This window comes from Vannielia litorea (genome assembly GCF_019801175.1).
In the GTDB taxonomy this organism is placed as follows: Bacteria; Pseudomonadota; Alphaproteobacteria; order Rhodobacterales; family Rhodobacteraceae; genus Vannielia; species Vannielia litorea_B.
Genome location: NZ_JAHVJR010000002.1, coordinates 284790 through 306780, shown reverse-complemented (window position 1 = coordinate 306780; position 21991 = coordinate 284790). Strand labels below are relative to the sequence as shown.

General features: G+C 63.5%; 23 protein-coding genes and 1 tRNA gene. 12 read left to right on the top strand and 12 right to left on the bottom strand.

Annotated elements, in window-relative coordinates; genetic code table 11:
* The 3 genes from KUV38_RS16945 to KUV38_RS16935 all read left to right on the top strand — a co-directional run bounded on the left by KUV38_RS16945 (nt 1) and on the right by KUV38_RS16935 (nt 4361).
* Nucleotides 1-885 (top strand): transglutaminase domain-containing protein, encoded by an 885-nt coding sequence (locus KUV38_RS16945; protein ID WP_222471388.1) that lies wholly within the window; start codon nt 1-3, stop codon nt 883-885.
* A gap of 62 nt (nt 886-947) precedes the next feature.
* Nucleotides 948-2834 (top strand): bifunctional sugar phosphate isomerase/epimerase/4-hydroxyphenylpyruvate dioxygenase family protein, encoded by a 1887-nt coding sequence (locus tag KUV38_RS16940; protein ID WP_222471387.1) that lies wholly within the window; start codon nt 948-950, stop codon nt 2832-2834.
* Between the two features lie 387 nt (nt 2835-3221).
* Nucleotides 3222-4361 (top strand): Fic family protein, encoded by a 1140-nt coding sequence (locus tag KUV38_RS16935; RefSeq protein WP_222471386.1) that lies wholly within the window; start codon nt 3222-3224, stop codon nt 4359-4361.
* Nucleotides 4362-4516: 155 nt separating this feature from the next.
* Here KUV38_RS16935 and KUV38_RS16930 read toward each other — a convergent pair.
* The 4 genes from KUV38_RS16930 to KUV38_RS16915 all read right to left on the bottom strand — a co-directional run bounded on the left by KUV38_RS16930 (nt 4517) and on the right by KUV38_RS16915 (nt 8279).
* Nucleotides 4517-4592: transfer RNA gene (locus KUV38_RS16930), tRNA-Thr, on the bottom strand.
* A 43-nt stretch (nt 4593-4635) separates the two neighbouring features.
* Nucleotides 4636-6138: a heme biosynthesis protein HemY gene (locus KUV38_RS16925; protein WP_222471385.1), complete on the bottom strand. Its 1503-nt coding sequence runs from the start codon at nt 6136-6138 to the stop codon at nt 4636-4638.
* Between the two features lie 13 nt (nt 6139-6151).
* Nucleotides 6152-7534 carry a COG4223 family protein gene (locus KUV38_RS16920; protein ID WP_222471384.1) on the bottom strand — a complete coding sequence of 461 codons (1383 nt, stop codon included), beginning with the start codon at nt 7532-7534 and terminating at the stop codon, nt 6152-6154.
* 58 nt (nt 7535-7592) lie between these two features.
* Nucleotides 7593-8279, bottom strand: coding sequence for a uroporphyrinogen-III synthase (locus KUV38_RS16915; RefSeq protein WP_222471383.1), 687 nt, complete (start codon nt 8277-8279; stop codon nt 7593-7595).
* Between the two features lie 75 nt (nt 8280-8354).
* Between KUV38_RS16915 and tsaD the strand changes: the two genes are divergently transcribed.
* The 4 genes from tsaD to KUV38_RS16895 are packed head-to-tail and all read left to right on the top strand — an operon-like array spanning nt 8355 to nt 11279.
* Nucleotides 8355-9446, top strand: coding sequence for a tRNA (adenosine(37)-N6)-threonylcarbamoyltransferase complex transferase subunit TsaD (gene tsaD, locus KUV38_RS16910; RefSeq protein WP_222471382.1), 1092 nt, complete (start codon nt 8355-8357; stop codon nt 9444-9446).
* Nucleotides 9443-10411, top strand: coding sequence for an NAD(P)H-dependent glycerol-3-phosphate dehydrogenase (locus KUV38_RS16905; protein ID WP_222471381.1), 969 nt, complete (start codon nt 9443-9445; stop codon nt 10409-10411). The genes tsaD and KUV38_RS16905 overlap by 4 nt, the downstream gene beginning before the upstream one ends.
* A 4-nt stretch (nt 10412-10415) precedes the next feature.
* A complete protein-coding gene (locus tag KUV38_RS16900) occupies nt 10416-10841 on the top strand; it encodes an EVE domain-containing protein (protein ID WP_222471380.1) in 426 nt (141 codons plus the stop codon).
* A 42-nt stretch (nt 10842-10883) separates the two neighbouring features.
* Nucleotides 10884-11279 (top strand): DUF1761 domain-containing protein, encoded by a 396-nt coding sequence (locus KUV38_RS16895; protein ID WP_222471379.1) that lies wholly within the window; start codon nt 10884-10886, stop codon nt 11277-11279.
* 7 nt (nt 11280-11286) lie between these two features.
* Here the strand turns inward: KUV38_RS16895 and KUV38_RS16890 are convergent, their stop codons facing one another.
* Nucleotides 11287-12129, bottom strand: coding sequence for a serine hydrolase (locus tag KUV38_RS16890; RefSeq protein ID WP_222471378.1), 843 nt, complete (start codon nt 12127-12129; stop codon nt 11287-11289).
* A 403-nt stretch (nt 12130-12532) separates the two neighbouring features.
* Entirely contained in the window at nt 12533-12874 is a 342-nt protein-coding gene (locus KUV38_RS16885) for a DUF2853 family protein (RefSeq protein ID WP_222471377.1), read from the bottom strand.
* Nucleotides 12875-13155: 281 nt separating this feature from the next.
* Between KUV38_RS16885 and KUV38_RS16880 the strand changes: the two genes are divergently transcribed.
* Both KUV38_RS16880 and KUV38_RS16875 read left to right on the top strand, forming a co-directional pair.
* On the top strand, nt 13156-13593 hold the full coding sequence (locus KUV38_RS16880) for a universal stress protein (protein ID WP_222471376.1): 438 nt from the start codon (nt 13156-13158) through the stop codon (nt 13591-13593).
* Between the two features lie 16 nt (nt 13594-13609).
* Nucleotides 13610-15151 (top strand): alanine/glycine:cation symporter family protein, encoded by a 1542-nt coding sequence (locus KUV38_RS16875; RefSeq protein WP_222471375.1) that lies wholly within the window; start codon nt 13610-13612, stop codon nt 15149-15151.
* Nucleotides 15152-15226: 75 nt separating this feature from the next.
* Here KUV38_RS16875 and KUV38_RS16870 read toward each other — a convergent pair whose 3' ends face one another.
* The 3 genes from KUV38_RS16870 to KUV38_RS16860 all read right to left on the bottom strand — a co-directional run bounded on the left by KUV38_RS16870 (nt 15227) and on the right by KUV38_RS16860 (nt 18073).
* The gene (locus KUV38_RS16870) at nt 15227-16192 is read right to left on the bottom strand and encodes a ketopantoate reductase family protein (RefSeq protein ID WP_222471374.1); all 966 of its coding nucleotides are present in this window, start codon (nt 16190-16192) and stop codon (nt 15227-15229) included.
* Nucleotides 16193-16272: 80 nt separating this feature from the next.
* The gene (gene ahcY, locus KUV38_RS16865) at nt 16273-17661 is read right to left on the bottom strand and encodes an adenosylhomocysteinase (protein WP_222471373.1); all 1389 of its coding nucleotides are present in this window, start codon (nt 17659-17661) and stop codon (nt 16273-16275) included.
* 106 nt (nt 17662-17767) lie between these two features.
* Nucleotides 17768-18073 carry a hypothetical protein gene (locus KUV38_RS16860; protein WP_222471372.1) on the bottom strand — a complete coding sequence of 102 codons (306 nt, stop codon included), beginning with the start codon at nt 18071-18073 and terminating at the stop codon, nt 17768-17770.
* A gap of 171 nt (nt 18074-18244) precedes the next feature.
* Here KUV38_RS16860 and KUV38_RS16855 point away from each other — a divergent pair, with 171 nt between their 5' ends.
* Genes KUV38_RS16855 through KUV38_RS16845 form a run of 3 tightly spaced genes read left to right on the top strand, consistent with a single transcriptional unit; the run spans nt 18245 to nt 20237 of the window.
* A complete protein-coding gene (locus KUV38_RS16855) occupies nt 18245-18841 on the top strand; it encodes an HD domain-containing protein (RefSeq protein ID WP_222471371.1) in 597 nt (198 codons plus the stop codon).
* Complete coding sequence (locus KUV38_RS16850; RefSeq protein WP_222471370.1) at nt 18841-19758, top strand: hypothetical protein; 918 nt, start codon at nt 18841-18843, stop codon at nt 19756-19758. Before KUV38_RS16855 ends, KUV38_RS16850 begins: the two co-directional genes overlap by 1 nt.
* Entirely contained in the window at nt 19755-20237 is a 483-nt protein-coding gene (locus tag KUV38_RS16845) for a GNAT family N-acetyltransferase (protein WP_222471369.1), read from the top strand. Before KUV38_RS16850 ends, KUV38_RS16845 begins: the two co-directional genes overlap by 4 nt.
* Before the next feature lie 25 nt (nt 20238-20262).
* Here KUV38_RS16845 and KUV38_RS16840 read toward each other — a convergent pair whose 3' ends face one another.
* The 3 genes from KUV38_RS16840 to KUV38_RS16830 form a co-directional block, all read right to left on the bottom strand.
* Nucleotides 20263-20592: a hypothetical protein gene (locus KUV38_RS16840; RefSeq protein ID WP_222471368.1), complete on the bottom strand. Its 330-nt coding sequence runs from the start codon at nt 20590-20592 to the stop codon at nt 20263-20265.
* 55 nt (nt 20593-20647) lie between these two features.
* Entirely contained in the window at nt 20648-21202 is a 555-nt protein-coding gene (locus KUV38_RS16835; RefSeq protein WP_222471367.1) for an ActR/PrrA/RegA family redox response regulator transcription factor, read from the bottom strand.
* Nucleotides 21203-21284: 82 nt separating this feature from the next.
* Nucleotides 21285-21902, bottom strand: a complete 618-nt coding sequence (locus KUV38_RS16830; protein WP_222471366.1) for an SCO family protein — start codon at nt 21900-21902, stop codon at nt 21285-21287.
* Nucleotides 21903-21991 lie beyond the last annotated feature (89 nt).

The window sequence follows — 21991 nt, the reverse complement described above, 5'->3', positions numbered from 1 at the left end:
GTGCGCTACGATGTGAAACTCCAGATCGAGTACGAGTATCAGGGCACCTCCGACCATGCCCGCAACCTGCTCCACCTATTGCCAGCCGAAATCCCCGACAGGCAGCGCATTTCTGCCAGCCTGCTGACGGTCGACCCGATCCCGAGCGAGCGCCGCGACCTGTTCGACTTCTACGGCAACCTGATGACCTTCATCGCCTTCCACGAGCCGATCGACAAAATCTCGCTGACCCTCGCCGCCCGGGCCGAGCGGCTGCTGCAACCGCCGGGGCTGGAGCTGTCTCCGCCGCTGGCGCAAATGCCCTCCGAGATCTCGGCGCACAACGCCATCGGCGGCACCGCCCCGCATCACTTTCTCGGCCCCAGCCCGCGTGTGTCGCCCGACCCGGATATCAGCGCCTTCGCCCGCAATGTGGCCGCCTCAAACATGCCCGTGCTTGAGGCGGTGCGCAGCCTCGGCAAGGCGCTGCATGAAGAGATGAGCTTTGATCCCGAGGCCACCGAGGTTGATACCCCCGCGTCCGAAGCCTTCGCGGCCCGCCACGGGGTGTGTCAGGACTTCTCGCACATCATGATCGCGGGCCTGCGTGCGCTTGGCATCCCTGCTGGCTATGTCTCGGGCTTCCTTCGCACCATCCCGCCTGAGGGCGAAACCCGGCTCGAAGGCGCCGATGCCATGCACGCATGGGTGCGAGCGTGGTGCGGCGCGCAACTCGGCTGGGTGGAGTTCGACCCGACCAATAACATCAGTGCCGGGATGGACCATATCACCGTTGCAGTCGGCCGGGATTACGGCGATGTCGCGCCCGTCAAAGGCGTCATCCGCACCGCCGGGGAGCAAGACACGCACCATAGCGTCGACGTGATTCCCCTCACCGCCGCCTGATTGACAGCTCTCGACCGCGGCAGCCATGCTGCCTGCGGCCCAACACCAGAACGGACCTGCCCGTGAAGACCTCGATCGCCACCGTCTCGATATCCGGAAACCTGCGGGAAAAGCTCGAAGCCATTGCGGCAGCGGGCTACGACGGGATCGAGATTTTCGAGCAGGATTTCATCGCCGACGAGGGCAGCCCGCGCGATGTGGGCCGGATGGTCAGGGAACACGGGCTCGAGATCACCCTGTTCCAGCCCTTCCGCGATTTCGAGGGCCTGCCACAGCCGCTGCGGGCCCGCGCCTTCGACCGGGCCGAGCGCAAGTTCGATGTCATGCAGGAGTTGGGCACCGATCTGGTGCTGTTCTGCTCCTCCTGCCACCCCGAGGCGCTGGGCGGGATAGACCGGGCCGCCACCGACTTTCGCGAGCTGGGCGAGCGGGCCGCCGCGCGCGGGCTGAGGGTCGGCTACGAGGCGCTGGCCTGGGGCCGCCACGTGAACGACCATCGCGATGCCTGGGAGATCGTCCGCCGCGCCGACCACCCCAACATCGGCCTGATCGTCGACAGCTTCCACACCCTCGGCCGCAAGCTCTCGCCTGAGAGCATCCGCGCCATTCCCGGCGACCGTATCTTCTTTGTTCAGTTGGCGGATGCCCCCGCCATCGAAATGGACCTGCTCTACTGGTCCCGCCACTTTCGCAACATGCCCGGCGAGGGCGACCTCGCGGTGACAGACTTCATGCGCGCGGTCATGGCCACCGGCTATGCGGGACCGATCAGTCTCGAAATCTTCAATGACCAGTTCCGGGGCGGCAACACAAAGGCCATCGCCCGTGACGGTTATCGTTCGCTCATGGCGGTGATGGATGATGTGCGGCGCTCGGAACCGACGCTGGATGTCGACCTGCCGGCCTTTCCCGCCCCCATCGCCCCTAAGGGCGTGGCCTTCATCGAGTTCGCAACCCGCGGCGACGAGGCGCGTGCGCTGGGCGCGCTGCTCTCCACGCTGGGCTTCTCCCACACCGGCCAGCACCGCAACAAGGCGGTATCGCTCTGGCAGCAGGGCGATGTGCGGATCGTGCTCAACGAGGAAACCGAGGGCTATGCCTCCTCCGCATGGGCCGCGCGGGGAACCACTGTTTGCGACATCGGCCTTCAGGTCGGCTCCGCGGCCGAAACCATTGCCCGCGCCACGGCGCTCGGCGCGCAGAGCTTCTCTCAGCCCATCGGCCCCGGCGAGCTGGAAATCCCGGCCATTCGCGGTCTCTCCGGCAGCCTTCTGCATTTTCTCGATGACAGCAGCGGGCTGGAGCGGGTCTGGGAGGTGGAGTTCGAGCCGGTCGAGCAGCCCAATGAGGGCGCTGGCATAAGCCGGATCGACCACCTCGCACAGACCATGAGCTACGACGACATGCTCAGCTGGACCCTGTTCTACACCACGCTCTTCGAAATGGCCAAAACCCCGATGGTCGATGTGATCGACCCGGACGGGCTGGTGCGCAGCCAGGCCCTCGCCGCGCCCGACGGCGCCCTGCGCATCACCCTCAACGGGGCCGATAGTCACCGCACCCTCGCAGGCCGCTTCCTGTCAGACACCTTCGGCGCGCCGCTCCAGCACATGGCGCTGGCCACGGACGACATCTTCGCCACTGCCGAGGCCCTCGCCGCCCGCGGTTTCCAGCCCTTGCCCATGCCCGCCAACTACTACGCCGACCTCGCGGCGCGCTTTCCGCTGGCGCCAGAAATGCTGGTGCGCCTGCAGGCCGCCAACATCCTCTACGACGCCGACGAGAACGGCGAATTCTTCCAGCTCTACAGCCGCGCCTTCGCCGGCGGCCTCTTCTTCGAGATCCTGCAGCGCAAAGGCGGCTACGCCGGCTACGGCGCCCCCAACGCGCCCTTCCGCATCGCCGCGCAAAAGCGCCTCACGCGGGCAAAGGGCATGCCCAGCGGCTAGGGATGTTCAAGAAAACTGGTGCCGCTGAAGCGCACTGAACAAGCTGACTAACGCGACGGTGAAATCCGCCAAGCCCAGAATTCACGGCGGACCGCTACAACACCGGCGGTGAACTTCCTTTCCTGGCTATCCACCTATGGTGCTGGCTGTGTCGTAAATCCACAATCATTCCATGCCGAGCTGCTTAGACGGGTGGGTCTTGGCCCGGTTGTAAATAACTGAATATAATCAGCAGGTTAATGACAATTTTGCCTACTATTCCAGCAAAGATTCGTATGGATGACATCGCTTCTCCATACTCAAGTGTCGCTTGAATAAAGGATTTTAATCGGCGGGATAATAAAGCTAGATTCAGTAACACGAACGAAGTTTGGCAAGGGGGTCTAGATGGTGCGTACATCCGGAAAATACACACAACAGCTTGAAGGCTACAAAGCGTTCATCCCTTTTGACCTCCCACCAGCTCCGCCAGTTGAAATTGACGAAGAGATGTACGGGCTCCTGTCAAAGGCGGACAGAGCACTTGGTCGTCTGGACGGATCAATTCAATCGCTACCGAACCCTGACCTCTTCGTGTTCATGTATGTAAGGAAGGAAGCTGTTCTTTCCTCACAAATCGAAGGGACACAGGCATCGTTGGGCGACGTTCTCGAAGTCGAGGCTCAAATATTCGATCCAACTAGGCCCGACGACACTGAAGAAACGCTTAACTACGTCAGTGCGCTGAACCATGGGTTAGCGCGCCTCGCCGACCTTCCAATGTCGCTTCGCCTCATCAGGGAGATTCATGCTCTCTTGATGCAGGGCGTACGCGGGCAGCATGCAACACCTGGCGAGTTCCGTACGACCCAGAACTGGATCGGAGCGGCTGGCGTCACACTCAAAGACGCTACTTTCGTTCCGCCGCCTCCCGATACTCTGTCGGGACTACTCGGCAATCTTGAAAAATACATACATGAAGAAGACACAACGCCGCTTCTGATTAGGCTTGGTTTGATACATGCTCACTTTGAAACCTTGCACCCATTTCTCGATGGCAACGGGCGGATGGGGCGTCTGCTCATCGCGTTTACGCTATGCGAGCGGGGGGCACTGCTCAAGCCAGTCCTCTACATTTCTCACTACCTGAAGAGAAACCGCGCGGAGTACTATGATCGATTGCAAGCAACACGCGATCGAGGCGACTGGGAAGGCTGGATGAAGTTCTTCTTAACTGGGATTGCAGTTGTTGCCAACGAAGCTACTGAAACCGCCCGGGACATTGTTCAAATGCGCGAAGAGCATCGTCAGAGGTTAGTGGACAACCTTGGTCGCGGCGCAGCCAATGGATTGAAATTGCTTGAATCACTCTACCTGAGGCCAATCTTTAACGTCGCAACAGTCTCGGACTTTTTGCAGATTTCGCCGCAAGCCGCGAATACATTGACTGACAAGTTCGTGGAGCTTGGCTTGGTAGAGGAAATAACCGGTCACCGAAGGAACAGGATTTATCGCTACACGCCATACATTGAGCTATTCAGCGACTAGCAGCCAGAGGTGGTACCGCATTGCTGGCAACCGGGAGGAGCAAGTCCGCCCGCCTGATCAGCACTCAAAGGCGCGTCATGCGTGGACAGCGAGGCGCATACGCTCAAAAGAACCGTCGCCAGACCACCGTATTTGCTACACATTTCTGAGAAAACTGGTGCCGCTGAAGGGACTCGAACCCCCGACCCCATCATTACGAATGACGTGCTCTACCAGCTGAGCTACAGCGGCAACCGGCGCGGTCTATAGCGCGGACGCTTCCTGCGGGCCAGCCCTATTTTTCCTTCTCTTCCACTGGGCCGTCCTCTTCCGGCTCCGTGGCGGGCTCGACGGTTTCGGCCTCTTCCACCTCGCCTTCATGCAAGACCACAGGGGCCTCTTCGGGCTCCGGCTCGGGCGCCGGGCCAACGAGCAGCGGTAGCATTTCGACGCCGCCGGGCATGCTGACCTCGGCTTTCGGCGGTTCGCGCCAGCTGAGGGTATCGAAGGCGCCGCAGTTGTCGCAGGTCGGCGACCATTGGCCGTGGATGTTTTGACACTTGTCACACACCCAAGCCGGACCGCGCGGCGCGGTCAGGGCGCGGGCAAGCCAGGCGCGAACAACGTGATCGTCACCGCCTTCACCGCGTTCGACAGCGGCCATGATCGTGAGCGCACGGGCGTTGGCCCCCTCGGCACTGGCAATCTGTGTCACCGACTTGCGGGCAGCCGGAAAGTCTTCTGCCGCGAGGTTCAGCTCGGCCAGCAGCAAGCGCGCTTCCTCATGCTCCGGGTGCGAGCGGAGCAGCGGCTGGAAGCGCTTCAACCGGGCTTCCGGCGACTCATCGGGCTGGATCGCGGCAAAGGCCGAGGCCAGATCGGGGTGCGGCTGAGCCTCCCAAGCCTTCTTGATCACGCGGGTCGCGTAGCGCGGCTTATCCTGTTCGATGTAGCTGTGCGCGGCCATGACGGCGGCAGGCACCAGATCGGGCGAGAGCCGGTTCGCCTCGATCGCGGCTTCGCGGGCCTCGATGCTGCCGCCCTCGTCGACCACTCCCTTCGCCTCCGACAGCGCCAGAACCGCATCGCGGCGGCGATGCACATCGCGCGGCAACGAGCCGTGCTTCAGCTTGGCACTGAGGGTTTTGCGGGCGCCGGTCCAATCGGCATTGCCGGCCTGGAGTTGCAACAGGGTATCCTGCACCTCCTCGTGGCCCGGCTTCATCGAGAACGCCTTCTCGGCGAGCTTTAGCGCGGTATCGGTCTCGCCAGCGGCGAGCTTCTGCTTCATCAGGCCACGCACGCCGACAAAGCGGGTGCGGTCATCGGTGAGCATGGCCTTGTAGGCTTCTTCCGCCGTCTTGCGGTCGCCCACCTGTTCGGCAGCCTGCGCGGTGAGCAGGCGGGTCAACTCGGGTTTGCCAAGGTAGCGCTCGGCCCGGTTGGCCTTGGTTAGCGCCAGCTGCCCCTCGCCCGAGGCCAGCGCCATCATGCCGTCCGAAAGCGCCTCGTAGCCGCGTTTTTCGCGGTGGCGATCGAAATACCGGCTCATCGCTGTTTCGTCGCCGTTCAGAAAGCGGACAACGGCCACCAGAAGCCCGGCCAGCTTGAGGATGACCCAGACCGCCAGCAGCAAGAGCAGCGCGCAGATGATCGCCACCAGCGGCGAGGGCGCAAACTCGATGGAGCCGACGCGCAGCAGCACCGATGGGCCATTTTCCATCACGAACCCGGCGCCCAGCGCGAGCGCCGCGACGATCACCACGAAAAACAGGATTTTGAGAACCGACCAGAGCATTCGCCTGTTTCTCCTAGTTACTTGTCAGTGTGGCAGAGAGGCTTTCGGCCCCGGTGACGGCATCGTTGCGGATGCGGGCCTGCGCGGCCCAATCTGCCATGGCGTCCTGACCGCTTGGGGGCAGGGCGGCAATCTCTTCGAGCGCGGTCGCCAGCGCGCCGGTGGTTAGCGCAGCCTCGGCGCGGGAGAGCACGGCATCTGGGTCGCCGCCCTCCTTTGGCTCGAGCGAGCGCGCGCCGACCTGGCGGGTGAGCCACGAGCCAAACCCGCCGCCATCCTCGCCCGCCGTCTCGGCTCGGGACACCTTCAGCGCCTCACGCGCCGCTGCGGGGAAGCCGGACTTCAGGGAATCTAGCGTGGGCACGCCCTCGGTGGCGGTAGCTGCCAAGCCTTCCGGGATCTCGGCAGAGGAGATCCGGCCCAGCGCTTCGCTATAGGGCACACCGGTCTCCAGCGCCTGCTGCACATCCAGCAGCGCACGCTGCTCGGCGGCGCGTGCTGCGGCAGCAGCAGCCTCTTCCTGTCGCGCGGCGGCCTGTGCCTCGGTCTCCTTGGCGGCCTCCAGAGCGGCATTCATCTGGCTCATCTGCTCCGAGACTTCCTTGCGCAGCGCCTCGACCTCACGGCCATAGGCAGCCAACGCGGCTTGGCTCGCCTCGTCGGACGAGCCCTCGACCGGAGCCTTCTCCAGCTCCTCGATCCGCGCAGAAATCGCGGCCAGAGCCTCTGCCTGATTGGCGATGGTGGTCTCTGTCTCGCTGGTATCCGCCGCAGGGGCCGACTCCAGCGTGGCGATCCGGCTATCCAGCGCCGTCACCGCCTCGACAGAAGCCTTGGACTCGACAGAGGTTTGAACGACCTCCAGCGCCTCCGCCTGTGCATCGACGCGGGCCGTAAGCTCGGCAGCCGATCCATCGCGACCCCAGATGTACCACGCAGCGATAAAGCCGATCAGCCCGGCAAGGAGGCCGCCGAAGAGCATGGGGACTACGGTGGACTTCTGCGGCGCGGGAGCGGGCGTCGCGAGCGCGGTAAGGGTTGCCTCCGGCTCCGGCTCACTCGTGAGGTCGGGCACATCGTCAGCGGAGGCATCAGCCGATCCATCCGATGTATCGCCTTCCAGCGTGTCAGGGCCCCGCTCGGTGGCGCCGGTCTTCAAGGGCTCGGCAGGCTCTAGCGTGGCGTCGGGCGCGGCGGCATCACCGCTGGGGGCATCGGCGGCCGAAACCGGCTCTGGCTTGGCTGTCTCATCCGCGGGCTCTGTACCGTCAGCAATATCACCCTTGGCCGAAGGGTTCTTGAGGCCGCTCTGTTCGGGGATCGAAAGTTTGGTATCGGCCTTGGCCGCGTCGTCCGATGTTTTGTCCGGCTTGTCGTCAGAACCCGCCACAGTCATTCCTCTCGTCACTTTGCCGCGCTGCCGCATGCCACCCTAGCCTGCCGCCCTCAGGCGCTCAACCGGACTCACGGAGCACAGTGTCGCGCATCGCCTCAGCATCCGGCCGGTCCGCAAGGGCGCAGGGGCCCGGCCACTTGTCGGCCACTGCCTCACTCAACGCGACAACCCGCAGATTCGCACCAATGTTTTTGACTTCTGCGGCCAATAGCCCTGCCGTGCGCGGTGAGAAGAGCGGCGTAACCATCGCCTCACCGGCCCCGATCCGGGCGCGCACGGCGGGGTCCAACGGCACGGCGGGCTGATCGTAGATCACCACGCTGCGGGCCTGAATGCCAAGGGCAAACAAGTCGCTCGCAAGGTCGCCGCGCTGGTGCGTCCCATGCAGATGCCAGAGCAGGCCAGTGCTCCTTTCGGCCCGAATGATCTCAGGCAGTTGCGCCGCCGTTCCGGCCCCCGCCACGGCCTGAAACCCCGCAGCCCTCGCCGCCCGCGCCGTGCGCTCTCCCACGCACCACGCCCGGCGGCCCGCACCCTCCTGCCATGCGCTGAACGCTTCGACACCGCTGACGGAGGTGAAAATCACCGCATCCTCCGGCCCCGGCAGTGTGGCAGGGCGCATCGCTTCGATCCGGATGAGCGGGCTGGTGATGATTTCGATGTCGCGCGCCGCCTCCTGCAGCAGTGCGGCAAATTCCGCCGATCCCCGCTCCGGGCGGGTGAGCAAAACGGGGAGGCGGTTCACAAGGCGCATCCGGCGGGATAACAACGTTCAGCCATCAGCGCGGGTGATGCCGTGCGCCCCTGAAAAAGGCAAGACATGAGCACCATCACCGTTCTTGGCATCGAATCCAGCTGCGACGACACCGCCGCCGCCGTTCTGCGCTGGGATGGTGCGGCGGAGGTGCTCTCCTCCGAGGTCTCCGGCCAGACCGATCTCCATGCCGCTTTCGGTGGCGTCGTGCCCGAGATCGCCGCTCGCGCCCATGCCGAACGGCTCGATCTCATGGTCGAACTGGCGTTGGAGAAGGCGGGCCTCGGGCTGGGCGACTTGGATGCCATCGCCGTCACCTCGGGTCCGGGGTTGATCGGTGGCGTGGTCTCCGGCGTGATGTGCGCCAAGGGTCTCGCGGCGGCCACCGGCCTGCCCCTCCTCGGGGTCAATCACCTCGCAGGCCACGCTCTGACCCCGCGCCTGACCGATGGCCTCGCCTTCCCCTACCTGATGCTGCTCGTCTCCGGCGGGCATTGCCAGTTTCTGATCGCCCACGGGCCAGACAACTTCGAGCGGCTCGGCGGCACGATCGACGACGCCCCGGGCGAGGCCTTCGACAAATCCGCCCGCCTCCTCGGCCTGCCCCAGCCAGGCGGCCCTGCCATCGAAGAGGCGGCAAAGGCGGGCGATCCCTCACGGTTTGACCTGCCCCGCCCGCTGATCCGTGAGCCGCATTGCGACATGTCCTTCTCCGGCCTCAAGACCGCCCTGCTTAGGGCGCGGGATGCGGTGATGCAGGAGGGCAACCGCCTGAATCAGCAGGATGTTTGCGACCTCTCCGCCAGCTTTCAGGCGGCTGTGGGCGAGGTGCTCGCCGCCAAGACCGCCCGCGCGTTCGAGACCTACATGGCGCTCGGCCCAAGCGAGCCTGCGCTGGCCGTAGCGGGCGGCGTGGCGGCCAACCAATCGCTGCGCGCGGCACTTGCTGCCGAGGCCGAACGCGCCGGTGCCCGCTTCACTGCACCGCCCCTCGCCCTCTGCACCGACAACGCTGCAATGATCGCATGGGCCGGGATAGAGCGGCTCCGCGCGGGCGGCCAGGCCGACGACATGACCCTCGCTGCCCGCCCCCGCTGGCCGCTTGACAGCGCCGCCGTTCCAATGCTCGGCTCCGGCAAGAAAGGCGCAAAGGCATGAGTGATATTTCCGTTATTGGCGCCGGAGCGTTCGGCACCGCTCTGGCCAGCCAGCTTGCCGGGCATGATGGCCCTACCGTCACGCTCTGGGCGCGTGACGCGGAGCATGCCGCGCAGATGAACGAGAGCCGCGAGAATGCCCGCTACCTGCCGGGCGTCACGCTCCCGCCGGAGCTGGCCGTGGTCAATGACAACGGCGCCTTCGCCGCGCCAATCATCATCATGGCCACGCCGATGCAAACGCTCGCGGGCCTGCTTGAGAGCCACCGTCAACACATCGGCGAGGCCTGTGTCGTTGCCGCCTGCAAAGGCGTCGACCTCGAGCGCGGCAAAGGGCCGACCGGGATTATCGAGGGCGCTGCGAAAAAGGCGATCCCGGCAATCCTGACCGGCCCCTCTTTCGCAGTCGATATCGCCCGGGGGCTGCCGACCGCCCTCACACTCGCATGCGCCGACAAGCAGACGGGGGAAATGCTGCAATCGGCGCTCTCCACCACCACGCTCCGGCTCTATCTCTCTACCGATCCGATCGGGGCGGAGTTGGGTGGCGCGCTGAAGAACGTGATCGCCATCGCCTGCGGGGCCTGCATGGGCGCAGGCTTCGGCGAAAGCGCCCGCGCTGCGCTGATGACTCGTGGCTACGCCGAAATGGCCCGTCTCGCCTCGGCTCTGGGCGGCAAGAAAGAGACCCTCGCTGGCCTCTCCGGCTTTGGCGACCTCGCGCTCACCTGCACCTCCGACAAGAGCCGCAACTTCCGCCACGGCTTCATGCTGGGCCGAGGCGAAACCCCGGAACCGGGCGTCACCACCGAGGGCATCGCCACCGCCGAGGCCACGTTGCGCATCGCCAAGAGGCGCAAGCTGGACATGCCGATCACAGAGGCTGTGGCCGCGCTCACCGATGGCACCCTCTCAGCTGGCGAGGCCATGGCCCTGCTGCTCTCCCGCCCTCTGACCAAGGAATGAACCGATGGCCTACTGGCTCTTCAAATCTGAACCATCGACATGGAGCTGGGATGACCAGGTCGCCAAGGGCGAGGCTGGTGAAGAGTGGGATGGCGTGCGGAACTACCAGGCCCGCAACATGATGCGTGAGATGAAGCTCGGCGATCTCGGCTTCTTCTACCACTCGCAGAAGGACAAGGAGATCGTCGGCGTGGTCGAAGTCTGCGCCGAGATCCACCCCGACAGCACCACCGATGACCCGCGCTGGGAGTGCGTCGATATCAAGGCCGTCGGCCCGGTGCCGAAGCCGGTGACGCTGGCAGACTGCAAGGCAGAACCGGCGCTGGCAGATATGGTTCTGGTCAACAACACCCGCCTCTCGGTGCAGTCGGTGACCGAGGCCGAATGGGCCGTGATCTGCAAGCTTGGGGGCTATTCCCCGAAAGGTTGATATGCGGCATACTTCCTGCAGATCACGCAGGGAGGGAGACCCATGGGGTTCATCGCAGTCATCGTCGCCGCCATCGCCGGGTTCGCCGTTGGGGCCGCCTGGTACATGACACTCTCGAAACAGTGGATCGCTGCAGTCGGGATCGCCACCGATGAAAACGGCAAGCCCGCCAATGTCGGGTCGGTGACGCCCTTCATCATCTCGGGTATCGCCATGCTGCTGGTCGCCGGGATGATGCGGCACATCCTCGTCATGGGCGGGATCGAGGGCGCCGGAAAATCCGCCCTCGTTGGCCTCGGCATCGGGCTGTTCATGATCACGCCCTGGGTGGCGATGAACTACGGCTATGCCGGGCGAAAGCGCGAGTTGACCATCCTCGATGGCGGCTACTCGATCTTGGGGCCAACGGTGATCGGGCTGGTGCTCGGCTTCTTCTGATCGGCGCTCAGCCAGCCGCCTGCGATAGCGCAATGCGGCAGGCTTCCCACTCCGGCAGGGCCTCGTCATGGCTTGTGCCGAATGTCGCCACGCAGATCGGCCGGGGGAGGCCTTCAAACCGGTAGATCGCGCAGGAGCTGAACGGCCCTGATCCGGAGTGGCCAACCACGCGCCCTGCTCCTTCGACGCGCCCCGCCATGACCCCCAGCCCATAGCCGGTTTCCACCCACGGGCGGCCCTCAAGCGGGCCCCCCAACGGGATCACAGGCGCGCCTTCCAATAATGGCAGAACACGCGAAAGCACCCGCACCGCATCCAAAGGTGTGCCCATGAAGCATCCGTGGTAGACCCAGCCGGGGTGGTAGCCATCGGCACCGGGAACGGCGGCAAAGTCGCTCGGGCTGCGGGCAAGCCTGAAAGTGCTGAGACCCTCGCCAAAGTACCGGCCCGCCAGAGTGCCAATATCGCACTCCGCCGCCGCCTCGATCCGCTCCCGCGCCAGCAGGTAGCCAATGTTAGAGTAGGCCCAGCCCTTGCCGGGCGCAAACAGCGGCTCCTTCGGCACCTCGGTCATCAGCCGCTCCCGGCTCCACGGCGCCTCTCGCTGGGCAACGGCATGGTGATAGGCCTTCAGCCGCGCATAACAGGGCGCGCCCGCGTCGTGGCGGAGCAGTTGCATGGGGGTCCACTCGCCGTCATCCGGCGTATCGAGATCAAGCCTGCCCTCAGCGTGGAGCCGCTGCGCACAGGCGGCAATGATCGTTTTGGAAAAACTCCACCATGGCAGGCTAATCTGCGCATCCCCGGATGTGCCGCTTTCACCATCGTCGAAGAGCCAGGCCGCGGTCATGGTCGCCTCACATCAAGTCACCCCAAAACAAAATGGAGGGCCTCGACCCCCGAGACCCTCCATCTTCCCACGAGCTCCCAATCGCACCGCTCGTATCTGGTATGTCCCGGGTCATCCTGACCGTTCGCTTGAGATCCTTCTACCGCAAAGCAGCGCAAAAAGCAATCTCAGCGTGTGGAAAAATGTCTGTTTTACAGTAAGTTAGGCATTTAGGCGCGTTAACCAAAATCCCGCAGCCCATCTGCGGGAAGATGTGCCATCACGGGCCACCGGCAATCCGGCCAAAGCACCGAAAACACAAGAGGGAACCGCCTTTATCTAGCCCCCTCCTTCAATGACAGGCGCAGAGAGCGCCCGCCACACTCCTTTACGGCAGCTTACCGTTTCGGCGGGTTCTGGCCGCTTAATTGTAAACGGAGTCTTTCTTGAAGTGCTTCACGAGCAGGTAATAAAACACCGCGCGATACTTGTTGCGCTCCGATTTGCCGTAGGTCTCGATCGCCTTCTCGATACCGGCCATCAGGTCAGGGCCAGCCTTCAGGCCGAGTTTCTTGACCAGAAAGTTTTTCTCGATGGTCTCAAGCTCGCTCTTCTGGCTCGCGGCAACGGTGGAGGCATCATCATTGTAGATCGACGGACCGCAGCCGATGGTGACTTTCGTCAGCAGATCCATGTCGGGGGTCATCCCGCATTTGTTCTTCAGGTCGTCCGCATACTTCGCGATCAACTCGTCTCTCTTGCCCATGATGCTTCACTCCCTCGCATGGTGGCGTTCCGGCGAGTTCTCCCGCCGTTGCATCGGACCATACGCAACGCCCCCCCACCGGCAAAGGAAAAATGCCCCCGACGCTGGGTCAACCGCATGTCGGGCGACATCCCGCCAGCGCACCCGCTTCCCGCACCAAAAGCAAAAATTCCGTGACAGAGGCATGCGTTATCGCACAGGTTGTGAGGGCGAGCCGCCGGTTGCGTTCGGTTTCTTGGCAAGTCCGGCGGGACTGACACAAGAGAAACGGGGGACAACAAATGAGTTCAGAGACATTTATCGTCGCGTATGAGGGCGAGAAGGGCGATACGCCCACGCTCGATTACGCGATCGAAAGGGCAAAGAAGGATGGGGCGAACCTGCTGGTCGTCCACATTCTGGAGTGGTCGCCCTACAGCTTTCTAACACCCGACGAGCTTGAAGAGCGTCATGGGCGCCGCAAGCAGGAGATGGCCCGCGCCAAGGAGATCGTGCTCGATCCCGCGGTCGCCAAGGTAAAGGCCGCCGGTCTCGAAGCCAGCGCAGAGCTGCGCTACGGCAGCGTGGTCGACAAGATCGTGGAGATCGCCGCCGAAAAGAGCGCCTCGATGATCTTCGTCGGGCGGGCCGGGTCCCAATCCATGGCGGCCCGCGTCTTCGGCTCAGTGCCCATCGGGCTGGCACAGGTTGCCCCCGTTCCCACAGTGATCGTGCCCTGAGCGCCGGAGAAATCAGATGAACATCAAAGCAACTCTCGCCGCCCTGCTCGTTACGCTGCTGGCGCCCTTCCCGGCGCTGGCGCAGGGCATCGACGAAACCATCAACAGGATCTTCGCGGACTATACCGGCTGGTATGTGTCCTTCATCTTCGCGCCCCTTCCGGGCACCACCTTCTCGTGGATCGCGCTCTGGCTTGTCGTCGGCGCGCTGGTTTTCACGCTCTATTTCGGCTTCATCCAGATCAAGGGCTTCGTCCACTCGATCCAGCTGGTGAAGGGCGATTACTCCGACCCGAACGATGCCGGCGAGGTCAGTCACTTTCAGGCACTCGCCACTGCGCTTTCGGGCACCGTGGGCCTCGGCAACATCGCCGGTGTGGCGGTCGCCGTGGGCATTGGCGGGCCGGGTGCAACCTTCTGGATGGTGATCGCGGGCCTCTTCGGCATGGCAACCAAGTTCACCGAATGCACCCTCGGCGTGAAGTATCGCAACGAGTACCCCGACGGGCGCGTCTCGGGCGGCCCGATGTACTACATCACCAAGGGCTTCAACGAACGCGGCCTGCCCGGCGGCAAGATCCTCGCGGTGCTGTTCTGTGTCTTCACCATCCTCGGCGCACTCGGCGGCGGCAACATGTTCCAGGCCAACCAGGCCCACGCACAGCTTGCTGGCGTGATCGGTGACTATCCCGGCTGGATCACCGGCATCATCCTCGCCGCCGTGACCTTCGCGGTGATCGTGGGTGGCATCAAATCCATCGCCCGGGTGACCGAAAAGGTCGTGCCCTTCATGGGCATCTTCTACGTCGGCGTGTCGCTCATCATCCTGATCATGAACTACGACATGATCGCATGGGCCTTCGGGCAAATCTTCATGGGTGCTTTCACCGGCCTCGGCGTGGTGGGTGGCTTTACCGGCGCGCTGATCCAGGGTTTCCGCCGCGCTGCCTTCTCCAACGAGGCAGGTATCGGCTCGGCCGCCATCGCCCACTCGGCGGTGCGCACCAAGGAGCCGGTGACGGAGGGCTACGTCGCCCTGCTGGAGCCCTTCATCGATACAGTGGTGATCTGCACCATGACCGCGCTGGTCATCGTCATCACCGGGGTGCTCAACGTCGATCCCGAAACCGGGCTCTATATCTGGAACGCTGAAGCGGGCCGCATCGCGACCGAAGGCGAGGTTTCGGGCGTTGCCCTCACCTCGGCGGCCTATGCCAAGGCCTTCTCGTGGTTCCCGGTGCTGCTGGCCGTGGCGGTGGTGCTCTTCGCCTTCTCCACCATGATCTCGTGGAGCTACTATGGCCTGAAGGCGTGGACCTACCTCTTCGGTGAAGGAAGCTCGAAGGAGGTGATCTTCAAGATCATCTTCTGCCTCTTCATCATCATCGGCTCAGCCGCCAACCTCGGCCCGGTGATCGACTTCTCCGATGCCATGCTCTTCTCGATGGCGATCGTGAACATAATCGCGCTTTACCTGCTGATGCCGATCGTGAAGCGAGAGGTGAACAGTTACATCGCCCGGCTCAAGTCGGGTGAGATCAAGCGGTTCAAGCACTAAGCTTTCGGCGCTCCGCGATCTGTCGCGGGGCGCCAAACCCGTAGGGTGGGCGATCTGCCCACTGCCGCTGAGAATCTACCCGAACAGTCTGGCCCGCAGCGCGTCAGCCGTCAGGCTCCCGGGTTTACCACCCTCCGCCATCATCTCTACAGACAAAGCCTGAACCCGCGCATTCAGCGGCGCACGCACGCCATGTTGCCGGGCCAGCTGCACGATTTCGCCATTCAGCCAATCGGTCTCCACGCTGCCCGTCGCCCGCGCCAGACTTTGAGTGGTGGAGTTGCCCGCGCGGCCCTGCACGTTGTCGCCCCGCTTCTGCATGAACTTCGCCCGCCGCTCGGTTTTGCCAACATCTTCCCAAGCGATCCCCGCGGCCTTCAACACCGCCTTGCCTTCGTCGCGGAGCGGCCCGTCGAACTCGGCACAATCCGCGCCCGGCGGCAGCAGAGCGCCAGTGATATTACCGAGGTTCAGGATCAGCTTGCCGTATTTCGGGGCCATCGCATCGTCCCGCACTTCAGTCGCGATGTTGGCGCGGTTCAAGGCCTCCGCCATCGCATCGTCGGCCCCGTCATGCCCGCCGGGATAGCGGCCAATGTCAAACACACCGAACTTGGGCTGACAGTGGATCTGCACCTCTCCCGGCTCGAGGTAGCTGGCCGGCATCATCACCGTGACGGCGTGGACATTGGGGAAGAACCGCAGCGCAAACGGCTCGTTGGCTACCCCATTCTGGCAACAAAAAACCGGCTGATCCGTCAGCCCCGCCGCCCGCAGATCGGCCAGCGCGGCGGCAGTGTCCTGCCCCTTCACGCAAAGCAGCACCGCGTCATCGGGCCTGAATGTGATTTCGCTCGGATGGCCAACACAGTCGAACCGCGCCAGCTCCCTTCCGCGCTCACTGTCGAGCAGCAGCCCCTTCTCCCGGATCGCCTCCAGCATCCGGCCACGCGCAATGCCGATCATCTCTTGCCCGCTCAGGGCCAGCGCCGCCGCAACTACGCCACCAATCGCGCCCACTCCGTAAACGATGATCCGCATGTTACCTCCAGAAAATCAAAAAGCCCCGAGGTCTCCCCCGGGGCCCGTTTGCCGTAGGGTGGGTGAAACCCACCGCAGGTTCAATAGCGGTAGTGCTCGGGCTTGAACGGCCCTTCCGGCGTGACGCCGATGTAGGCCGCCTGCTCACCCGAGAGCTTGGAGAGCTTCACCCCGATCCGCTCAAGGTGAAGCATCGCCACTTTCTCGTCGAGGTGCTTGGGCAGGATGTAGACGCCCGGCTGATATTCTTCGCCCTTGGTCCAAAGCTCGATCTGCGCCAGCACTTGGTTGGTGAAGGAAGCGCTCATCACGAATGAGGGGTGTCCGGTTGCGTTGCCGAGGTTCAGCAGGCGCCCTTCAGAGAGCAGGATGATCCGGTTGCCACCCGGCATCTCGATCATGTCCACTTGGTCCTTGATGTTGGTCCACTTGTGGTTCTTCAGGTTGGCAACCTGGATCTCGTTGTCGAAGTGGCCGATGTTGCCGACGATCGCCATGTCCTTCATCTCGCGCATGTGCTCGATGCGGATCACGTCCTTGTTGCCGGTGGTGGTGATGAAGATATCGGCCTTGCTCGCCTCATCCTCCAGCGTCACCACCTCGAACCCGTCCATCGCAGCCTGAAGTGCGCAGATCGGGTCGACTTCCGTCACCTTAACCCGCGCACCGGCGCCCCGCAGCGAGGCGGCGGAGCCCTTGCCTACGTCACCATAGCCGCAGACCACCGCGACCTTGCCGGCCATCATCGTGTCGGTCGCGCGGCGGATGCCGTCTACCAGCGATTCCTTGCAGCCGTACTTGTTGTCGAACTTCGACTTGGTCACCGAGTCGTTCACGTTGATCGCCGGGAAGGGCAGTTGCCCCTTCTTGTGCAGGTCGTAGAGCCGGTGCACGCCGGTGGTCGTCTCTTCGCTCACACCCTTGATCTGCTCGCGGACCTTGGTGAACCAACCGGGGGAGGCCGCCATCCGCTTGGCGATCTGCTTCTTGATCACCTCTTCCTCTTCAGATTGCGGCACAGGGATTACGTCTTCCCCCGCCTCAGCCCGTGCGCCGAGCAGCACGTAAAGCGTGGCATCGCCGCCATCGTCGAGGATCATGTTGGGGCCGTCGTCGAAGAGGAAGGACTTGTCGAGATAGTCCCAGTGCTCCTCAAGGCTCTGGCCCTTTACGGCAAACACAGGCACGCCTGCTTCGGCAATCGCCGCGGCGGCATGGTCCTGGGTCGAGAAGATGTTGCAGGAGGCCCAGCGCACATCGGCGCCCAACGCGACCAGCGTTTCGATGAGCACGGCTGTCTGGATGGTCATGTGCAGCGAACCGACGATCCGCGCGCCCTTCAGCGGTTGGCTCTCACCAAACTCGGTGCGGCAGGCCATGAGGCCGGGCATCTCGGTTTCGGCGATGTTCAGTTCCTTGCGGCCAAAATCGGCAAGAGAAATGTCTTTAACAATATAATCTGCGGCCATCGGGTGCTCCTGATGCGTGTTATGCGTCCATCGGCACATAGCATCGGCCCCGAAGTGCGGCAACAGAGCGTGGGCAATCTTAGGAAGCTCGCCTTGGCTTGAGGCGTCAGGACGCCTCGCCTTTCACGCCGACAAACCCACTCGCTTCATGAAAATCCTCACCCGTGAACGCAACGCAGGTTTTCCCGGCTGCGTCCGTCACGAGGATGGTAAAGCTCCCGGTCTTCTCCGAGGCCCAGATCTCCACAAGGGACTCTTCGCTTTGGAGCCCGCCAGCCACCGGCTGCTCCTCGTAAGTCTCGACCAGTTGATCCACGAAGTACTCACGCTTGCCGCAGGGTCCATCCATCTGCTGTGCTGCCAGCGGGGCTGCTGCGAGAAGGAGAGTGGCGGTTGCGATGATGGTTTTCATGGTCCTGTCCCTTGGGCGGCTCACCAACGGCGGAGGCTTGGCCCGGTTTCAAAAAGTCTTGCGTGTTGGGGAGTTAACCGGGGAATGGCAGGATCGGTTCCGCCCCGCGTTTACACCTCGGCGTGATCGCGCTACCCAAATCCTGCCAATTCGGGCGAGAGGGAGACGACGATGGCCAAGGCACCGCCCCGCGCGTGGCAGCGCATGCTGTCGGGTCGCAGGCTTGATCTGTTGGACCCGACGCCGGTGGATATCGAGATCGAGGATATCGCCCACGGCCTCGCCTTTGTTGCCCGCTGGAATGGGCAGACGCATGGCGACTTTGCCTATTCCGTGGCCGAGCATTCGCTGCTGGTCGAGGCGCTTTTCACGCGAATGAACCCGTCCGCGCCGGTCAAATGGCAGCTTGCCGCCCTGCTGCATGACGCACCTGAATATGTGATCGGCGACATGATCTCCCCGGTGAAGGCCGCCGTCGGCCCGAGCTATGGCGCGCTGGATGATAGGCTGACCGCCGCGATCCACCTGCGCTTCGGCCTGCCCGCTCAGGTGCCCGTGGCCGTGAAGAAGCAAATCAAGAAGGCCGACAAGGTCTCCGCCTGGCTGGAGGCGACGCGCATCGCGGGCTTTACCGTGGCGGAGGCCAACAAGTTCTTCGGCGTGCCCGTCCCCGAGCTGATCGAAGACATGGAAATCACCCTGCGCCCGCCGGTGGAAGTGCGAAACGAGTTCACCGCCCGCCACAACACGCTGCTGGCGGCGCTCTGATGGCCCCCGCCGCGCTGCGCAGCCTCGTTTTTCTGGTCTATGCGGCGCTCGCCTATGCCATCTTCTTCTTTGTTCCGTCCGACACCAACGTTCTGTGGCTGGCGCTCTGGTTCGCCCTCGGTCTCGGGCTGGCCGGCCAGTTGGTATTCGACTGGCACCGAAGGCTGCGGTTCTGGGCAGTCGTCGGCCGCACCAGCCTTGCGATGCTGCTGGTCGCCTGCGTGCTGGCCATCCTCTGGATCGAAACGGTGATCTGTATCGCCATGATCCTGCCCATCGCCATCCTCATCGCCATCATCGGGATCGCAGTAATGCGCGTCGTGCTGGACCGTTTCGAAAGCGGCAGCCAACTTTGCCTGCCCTTGCTTGCGCTTCCACTCGTGGTGCCGGTTTTCGATTTGCCGTCACCTACGTCAAACGAGCTTGTCTCGGTCTCGACGACCGTCACCATCGCCGCGCCGTTGGGCGTGGTCCGCGCGCAGGCAGAAAGCGTCTCTGATATAGCCAAAAACGAGCTTCCTTGGACGGTCACCCACAGCCTCCTGCGAGCGCCCAGCCCACTCGCTGCCCACACCGAGAACGGCGTAAGACATGCCCGATGGACCAACGGCGTACGGTTTGAGGAGCACCTGCTGCCCGGCCCCGATCTGGCTTGGCGGTTCGTATTCCCTGACCCAAGCCTGATGCGGGCCGTTGATCCCCGGATCTCTCCAACTGGGCCCGAGGTAGAGATGCTGGAGGGACGCTATACTTTCGAGCGCCTCGACCCCGCCCGCACCCGCGTGACGCTGACTACGAGCTACCGACTGACGACGCCGGTCAACGCATACCTGAAGCCGTGGGGCAGGCTCATTCTCAACGACATGCACCACGCCGTTTTGCATGTGATCACAAATCGAGCCGAGGCCGCCTCATGATCCATATCCGCCGCGCCGCCCCGGCTGATGCCCGGGCCATCACTGAACTGCTGCAAGAGGTTGTCGATGCCGGCGGCACCACAGCCATCACCGGCACGGTGAACCGCCGCGATATTGAAGCGCAGCTTGCGTGGACCGACCGCGCCGCTTGGCATGTGGCCGAGGATGATCAGGGCGAGCTGCTCGGTTTCCAGTGGATCGAGCCAATGGTGGACGAGCCCGAGACCTGCGCCGAGATCGCCAGTTTCGCAAGACGCGGCAAAACCGGCCTCGGGATTGGCTCAGAGCTGTTCGAGGTCACCCGCACGGCGGCTAAGGCGCTTGGCTACACGTGGATTCGGGCCAATATCAGGGCCGACAACGCGGGCGGGCTGGCCTACTACCAGTCGAGAGGCTTCGAGGATTATGGTCGGATCGAAGGCTACGTGATGGCTGATGGTACGGTCGTGGACAAGGTGCTCAAGCGCTACGATCTGTAAGCTGGGCAATCTGCCCTCAGACGCCTCAGCAAGTCGCCCCCGCAGACTGACCCGCTGCCTGCCAGCCAACGAACTCGCGCCCCTGGAACACCGCTGTCAACCCGTCCCGAAACCCGATCAGCGCCATGCCGTTTCCGCAGGCCTCCTCGGTCGTGACCGGCCCGGCCAGCTTCTGTAGCGCGACGGTCGCCCCGGGGTTCACCCGATCGAAGCTCACCTCCTGCGGGGAACCGGGAACGCCAATTCCGGTCTGCCGAAGTTCGTAACCAAGAGGTTTCTGGGCCGGGCGCTGGGCCTCACCAGATGTGGTGCAGCCCGCGAGCAGAATCACAAGGAGCCCGAGTTGCGTATGCATTAGATGTGCATGGGTTGTGCATGGGTTGTGCATCACCGCTGCAGCGCCGATCCGGTCACTTGGGCGACCGTTTGGCGAGGATCCGCTGCAAGGTGCGCCGGTGCATGTTAAGCCTGCGCGCGGTCTCGCTGACGTTGCGGTCACAGAGCTCGTAGACCCGCTGAATATGCTCCCACCGAACCCTGTCCGCGCTCATCGGATTCTCGGGCGGCGGAGGCAGTTCATCATCGCTCGCCAGTAGGGCCGCTGTGACCTCATTGGCGTCCGCGGGCTTCGAAAGATAGTCAGTCGCACCGATCTTCACCGCGGCGACCGCGGTGGCGATTGCGCCATATCCAGTGAGGACGACGACCTTGGCATCCGGTCGTTTTTCACGAATGGTTTCAACCACATCGAGGCCGTTGCCATCCTCGAGCCGCAGGTCGACCACGGCATATGCAGGGGGCCGGGCCGTTGCGATTGCCCGGCCAGCAGCGACTGATCCGGCCATCTCCGGCTCGAACCCGCGTTTCTCCATCGCACGCGCCAGACGCCGCAGAAATGGTTCGTCGTCATCGACGATCAGAAGAGATCTGTCCTCCCCGATCTCGCTGAGATCCCGCTCGGCCACGCGCGTCCTCCGCCGGTCATTCGTTGTTACGGTTCAGGCTATACGGGCTATGATTCAGCGACAAGCCTTTCCGCACAGGGCCTTACCCCGCGTCGAGAAAGCACTGCACCTCATCCGCGAGCTGTTCCCCAGAGAGTTCACGCCGGAAAAACCCTGCAAAACCAGTGTCCGGGAAGGTGAGGTAGGTGAAGGTCGAGTGGTCGACCAGGTAGTAATCAGGGTCGTCATCGGTGTGGGCCTTGTAGTAGGTGCGGTAGGCCTTGGAGGCCGCCTCGACCTGCTCTGAGCTACCGGTCAGACCGATCAATTTGTCACTGATATTGGCAGCAAAATCACCCACCGCCTCGGGTGTATCGCGGGCCGGGTCGACCGAGATGAAGACCGGCGTCACATCATAGCCGCGCTCGGCCAGAATCTCGGTTGCCTCGGCGTTCCGGACAGTGTCGAGCGGGCAGACATCGGGACAGAAAGTGTAGCCAAAATAGAGCAGGGTCGGCTCGGTGATAACGTCCTTGTCCGTCACGGTTTCGCCCTGCGCGTTGACCAGCTCGAACGGCCCGCCGATCGCAGCAGAACTGGCCCCGCCGTTGCATTGGGCAAAGGCATTTTCCGGCACGTCGAGATAGACCTTCCAGACCGTGAAGCCGATCACACCGCAAATCGCGGCAACAGCCGTGCCTGCCCATATCGCCGTTCGCATGGTCCACTCCCTCTGGCGCGTGTTGCCCTTTGCTGACGCCTCCGCTGCGGGCTAACAATGGGTCCGACTGTCACACCAGAGGCGCTGCC

What these genes read in the sequence shown, in the direction of transcription:
- KUV38_RS16935 (WP_222471386.1), top strand. Translation starts at nt 3,222, where the DNA reads ATGGTGCGTACATCCGGAAAATACACACAACAGCTTGAAGGCTACAAA.
- KUV38_RS16925 (WP_222471385.1), bottom strand. Translation starts at nt 6,138, where the DNA reads ATGCTCTGGTCGGTTCTCAAAATCCTGTTTTTCGTGGTGATCGTCGCG.
- KUV38_RS16920 (WP_222471384.1), bottom strand. Translation starts at nt 7,534, where the DNA reads ATGACTGTGGCGGGTTCTGACGACAAGCCGGACAAAACATCGGACGAC.
- tsaD (WP_222471382.1), top strand. Translation starts at nt 8,355, where the DNA reads ATGAGCACCATCACCGTTCTTGGCATCGAATCCAGCTGCGACGACACC.
- KUV38_RS16905 (WP_222471381.1), top strand. Translation starts at nt 9,443, where the DNA reads ATGAGTGATATTTCCGTTATTGGCGCCGGAGCGTTCGGCACCGCTCTG.
- KUV38_RS16900 (WP_222471380.1), top strand. Translation starts at nt 10,416, where the DNA reads ATGGCCTACTGGCTCTTCAAATCTGAACCATCGACATGGAGCTGGGAT.
- KUV38_RS16895 (WP_222471379.1), top strand. Translation starts at nt 10,884, where the DNA reads ATGGGGTTCATCGCAGTCATCGTCGCCGCCATCGCCGGGTTCGCCGTT.
- KUV38_RS16890 (WP_222471378.1), bottom strand. Translation starts at nt 12,129, where the DNA reads ATGACCGCGGCCTGGCTCTTCGACGATGGTGAAAGCGGCACATCCGGG.
- KUV38_RS16885 (WP_222471377.1), bottom strand. Translation starts at nt 12,874, where the DNA reads ATGGGCAAGAGAGACGAGTTGATCGCGAAGTATGCGGACGACCTGAAG.
- KUV38_RS16880 (WP_222471376.1), top strand. Translation starts at nt 13,156, where the DNA reads ATGAGTTCAGAGACATTTATCGTCGCGTATGAGGGCGAGAAGGGCGAT.
- KUV38_RS16875 (WP_222471375.1), top strand. Translation starts at nt 13,610, where the DNA reads ATGAACATCAAAGCAACTCTCGCCGCCCTGCTCGTTACGCTGCTGGCG.
- KUV38_RS16870 (WP_222471374.1), bottom strand. Translation starts at nt 16,192, where the DNA reads ATGCGGATCATCGTTTACGGAGTGGGCGCGATTGGTGGCGTAGTTGCG.
- ahcY (WP_222471373.1), bottom strand. Translation starts at nt 17,661, where the DNA reads ATGGCCGCAGATTATATTGTTAAAGACATTTCTCTTGCCGATTTTGGC.
- KUV38_RS16860 (WP_222471372.1), bottom strand. Translation starts at nt 18,073, where the DNA reads ATGAAAACCATCATCGCAACCGCCACTCTCCTTCTCGCAGCAGCCCCG.
- KUV38_RS16855 (WP_222471371.1), top strand. Translation starts at nt 18,245, where the DNA reads ATGGCCAAGGCACCGCCCCGCGCGTGGCAGCGCATGCTGTCGGGTCGC.
- KUV38_RS16850 (WP_222471370.1), top strand. Translation starts at nt 18,841, where the DNA reads ATGGCCCCCGCCGCGCTGCGCAGCCTCGTTTTTCTGGTCTATGCGGCG.
- KUV38_RS16845 (WP_222471369.1), top strand. Translation starts at nt 19,755, where the DNA reads ATGATCCATATCCGCCGCGCCGCCCCGGCTGATGCCCGGGCCATCACT.
- KUV38_RS16840 (WP_222471368.1), bottom strand. Translation starts at nt 20,592, where the DNA reads ATGCATACGCAACTCGGGCTCCTTGTGATTCTGCTCGCGGGCTGCACC.
- KUV38_RS16830 (WP_222471366.1), bottom strand. Translation starts at nt 21,902, where the DNA reads ATGCGAACGGCGATATGGGCAGGCACGGCTGTTGCCGCGATTTGCGGT.